Genomic DNA, 4,450 nt, shown 5'->3' with positions numbered 1-4,450 from the left:
CTGTAATGCTGCTGTTTTTTTTATTCTTTTTTTATTATATTTAATTTCCGTTATTTATTATTATTGTGAATTTATAAATTAGTATTATCTAATGGCATAAATAATGCCTAATGAAATTTGCGTTAAATCAAATAAAATATTATTTTACATTGCGTCAAAGTTACTCTCGTGACACTTTGATTTCGAGATTGTTAAATGGATGTTTTTCAAAATTCATAAGGAATGACATATGAAAAGATCGATTGTTTTTTCGGCATTGGTTCCATTCTTATTCGCCGGAGTAGTGCATGCAGCAGACGGTAACGCCATCATTGAAGATGGGCATTTGATTATTAAAGCAACTGTAGAAGGTTCCTCCTGCCATTTTAATTCAGGTGGTGGGGAGTCCGCGATTATTGATATGGGCACGATCTCAACCTCTGATGTTTACAAGATTAGTGTTGGTGCAATCAATCCTACTAAATGGAATAATGATACCGACTACATTGAAATAATTTGTCCATCTACTGTTGCGCTAAGAACCATTACCTTTAAGCCAGCAAGTTTTTCTGATGCACACCCAACATTGTTACAAGATGATGATGGCGATGCCACTGGCGTTGGTTTCTCTGTTGATTTTCATAACAGTGACTCGACCACAGTAAATATTGATTCAAAAGATAAAATTGTAGATGTTAGCCAGTTGAAAGGTGAAGATAATGGCGCTGACGGCATTAAATACAAGTTAAAATTTGATGCGCAATGGGCCCGTCTGGCTCAGGTTGTTAAAGCAGGTGATGTAAAATCCACTATTAAATTTACTGTCGAAACAGATTAATTCTCAATGGCTATATTGCCGGGCGTCGCCGGCAATATAGCGCTATCACTAAGGTAGTGTATTATGAAACGGATTTTACTTGCAGCCCTGATAGCGCTGACGCTCCCAGCACACGCTGATATTGTGATTTATGGCACCCGTGTTATTTATCCGGCGGAGAAAAAAGAAATTGTCGTTCAGTTAATGAACCAGAGTAGTAGACCATCTCTGGTGCAAAGCTGGATTGATGATGGCGATACGTCATTACCACCTGAGAAGATTAACGTACCCTTTTTGCTTTCACCACCCGTTGTTCGTGTTAAAGGCAATTCAGGTCAGCAAATAAAAATAAAGAAAATGGCTAATGCGTTACCAGATAATAAAGAAAGTATTTTTTATTTTAATGTGTTGGATATCCCACCTAATGCAAAAGATCAAGATGGGAAAAACACACTTAAATTTGCCATGCAAAACAGGTTGAAAATGCTGTATCGGCCAAAAGGCGTTGAGGCTGTTACGCAAAACAGTATTAAAAAATTAACCTTTTCTCGCAATAGTCGTGGTTTAAATTTACAAAACGCTACGGCTAACTGGATTACAGTGCCAAAAATTGAGGCAAATAAAGTACAACTAAATGGTAAAACAATTTTATTGCCACCGTTGTCCAGCCAGATACTCCAGTTGAGAAACAATGGTAGCAGTCAATATGTTGTCACCATTATTGATGATCGTGGGAATTACGTTAGCGATACGGTCAGCGTTAAATAATATGAGGTGTGGCTATGTTAAGGATAACTCCACTTGCTTCTGCGATCTTTTTGTTGCTGTTTTCAGGTCAGTTATTTGCTGAAGAGGAAACCTTTGATACCCATTTTATGATGGGTGGATTGAAGGGTGAAAAAATTAGTAATTTCAGTTTCGACGGTGAAAAACCGTTACCTGGTACCTATGATTTAGATCTTTATCTAAACAATCAATGGCGTGGTAAGTATGAGCTGAATGTGAAGGATGAACCTGATGAGACCTGCTTAAGCTGGGATCTCGTTCACCGTTTGGGTATTAAGTCTGAAGGGATTAACGCTGATAAAGATGCGCAGTGTGTCCCGCTAAAAGCGGCATTGCAGGGCGGGACGTCAACATTTGATATGAGTCGATTTCGTCTTGATCTCAACGTACCACAGGCTTTTGTCAACGAACTGGAACACGGTTACGTTGAGCCAGAAAACTGGGATCGCGGAATTAGCGCGTTGTATACATCCTATTATGCGAGCCAATATTATAGCGATTATAAAAACTCCGGTACCAGTAAGAATACCTTCGTTCGCTTTAACAGCGGGTTAAATTTGCTGGGTTGGCAACTGCACTCTGATGCCAGTTACAATAAAACGGATGACAGTAGTGGTGAGTGGAAAAGTAATACTCTGTATCTGGAGCGTGGGATCCCGGAGATTTTGGGTACGCTACGGGCGGGTGATATGTACACATCATCAGATATTTTTGACACCGTTCGCTTTCGCGGAGTGCGTCTGTACCGTGATATGCAGATGTTGCCAAACTCCAAACAGAATTTTACGCCGTTGGTGCAGGGGATTGCGCAAAGTAACGCGTTGGTCACTATCGAGCAAAATGGTTTCGTGGTGTATCAAAAACAGGTCCCGCCGGGGCCGTTCTCCATTGCTGATTTGCAACTGGCTGGTGGCGGTGCTGACCTTGACGTTAGCGTGAAAGAAGCGGATGGCAGTGTCACAACCTATCTGGTTCCCTATTCTTCGGTTCCCAATATGCTTCAGCCCGGAGTATCAAAGTATGATTTTGCTGCCGGTCGTAGCCATATTGAAGGCGCCAGTAACCAAAGTGACTTTGTTCAGGCCAGCTATCAATATGGTTTTAATAATCTTTTAACGCTGTATGGCGGCACAATGCTAGGGGATAACTACAACGCCTTTACGCTGGGAACCGGCTGGAATACGCGCATCGGCGCGGTTTCATTCGATGCGACCCAGTCCCATAGTAAACAGGATAATGGCGATGTCTTTGATGGTCAGAGCTACCAGCTTGCATGGAGTAAATTTCTCACGCAAACCGGAACACGTTTTGGTTTAGCGGCATACCGTTATTCGTCCCGTGATTATCGTACATTTAACGATCACGTTTGGGCGAATAATAAAAACTCGTATCATCGTGATGAAAATGATGTCTACGATATTGCTGATTATTACCAGTATGATTTTGGCCGCAAAAATAGTTTCTCAGCCAATATTAATCAATCGCTACCGGATGGCTGGGGATCCGTATCGCTAAGCACGTTATGGCGAGATTACTGGGGACGTAGCGGTAACAGTAAAGACTATCAGTTGAGCTATACCAATAGCTGGCAGCGTATTAGCTATACACTGTCGGCCAGCCAGACTTATGATGAAGATCATAACGAAGATAAACGTTTCAACATCTTTATTTCCATACCGTTTAATTGGGGAGATGGTATATCTGCTCCACGGCGACAAATGTATCTATCAAATTCGACCACGTTTGATGATGATGGTTTTGCGTCAAATAATACGGGTATCACTGGTATAGCGGGCGATCGCGATCAATTCAATTATGGCGTCAACCTGAGTCACCAGCGCCAGGATAGCGAGACAACGGCCGGAGCAAATCTGACATGGCGAGCACCAGTGGCAACGGTCAATGGGAGTTATAGCCAATCGTCAAAATATAAACAGAGCAGCGGAAGCCTGTCTGGCGGGATTGTGGCGTGGTCTGGAGGGATTAATCTGGCAAATACACTCTCGGATACTATTGCGATAGTGGAGGCCCCTGGACTTGAAGGCGCATATATCAATGGACAAAAATATCGGGTAACAAACAGCAAAGGCACCGTGGTATATGACGGCATGACACCGTATCGCGAGAATATGCTGACCCTGGATGTGTCTAATTCGCACAGTGAAACAGAGTTACAAGGTAACCGTAAAAGTGTTGCGCCATACCGCGGATCTGTGGTCAAGGCGCGCTTTGATACAGACCAACGCAAACCCTGGTATTTTAAAGCACTGCGTCCGGATGGTTCCCCATTAACCTTTGGTTATGAAGTGGAAAGCGAACAGGGCGAAAATATTGGCCTGGTTGGGCAGGGCAGTATGTTGTTTATTCGTACCAATGATGTACCTGCAAAAATCAAAGTTGCCATTGATAAACAACAAGGACGTTACTGCACAATCTCTTTCAGTAAGGGAATTGATGTAAGTAAGACATACGCTTGCCAGTAAAAGGATAATGATGATGAGATGGTTACTCTTAACACTATTAACATTCTGCTCGTTTGTGGCGCAGGCAGATAAATGTAATTCTGTTCCCTCAGAAAACATTATGGGCGCATATTCTTTCACTCCCGATGCAATGTCCGGTACGCTTACTGGTGGTATCTTTGCTTCTGGCCTGGATGGTGATGCTGTACTGAAATGTAGTGCACAGGAACAAGTATGGTTGAAGGCGGCAATGGCCTTCCTGCATAGCAATAAATATGCTTTTAAGGTCGGCAGTAAATATTATATTGTTTCTTTCTCCGTTAGTTACGAGGAAAAAGGTACTATTGCAAAAAAAGAAAAATATACGTTATCAGATTTTTTTAATATGGCAGGATTAGCACTGAAT

At 42.2% G+C, this 4,450-nt stretch carries 4 protein-coding genes; all 4 read left to right on the top strand.

Features of this window, described 5'->3' with window-relative positions; genetic code table 11:
- Positions 1–229 precede the first annotated feature (229 nt).
- Positions 230–817: a fimbrial protein gene (locus NNO02_RS22690; protein WP_271455816.1), complete on the top strand. Its 588-nt coding sequence runs from the start codon at positions 230–232 to the stop codon at positions 815–817.
- Between the two features lie 63 nt (positions 818–880).
- Entirely contained in the window at positions 881–1,564 is a 684-nt protein-coding gene (locus tag NNO02_RS22685; RefSeq protein ID WP_271455815.1) for a fimbria/pilus periplasmic chaperone, read from the top strand.
- Between the two features lie 14 nt (positions 1,565–1,578).
- Positions 1,579–4,065 carry a fimbrial biogenesis outer membrane usher protein gene (locus tag NNO02_RS22680; RefSeq protein WP_271455814.1) on the top strand — a complete coding sequence of 829 codons (2,487 nt, stop codon included), beginning with the start codon at positions 1,579–1,581 and terminating at the stop codon, positions 4,063–4,065.
- 13 nt (positions 4,066–4,078) lie between these two features.
- Positions 4,079–4,450: hypothetical protein (locus tag NNO02_RS22675; RefSeq protein ID WP_271455813.1), on the top strand; the 372-nt coding region annotated here is incomplete at its 3' end.

This window comes from Citrobacter sp. Awk 2 (genome assembly GCF_028069815.1).
Taxonomy (GTDB): domain Bacteria; phylum Pseudomonadota; class Gammaproteobacteria; order Enterobacterales; family Enterobacteriaceae; genus Citrobacter.
Note: the sequence above shows the minus strand (reverse complement) of the source record. Positions and strands in the feature narration are given on the sequence as shown.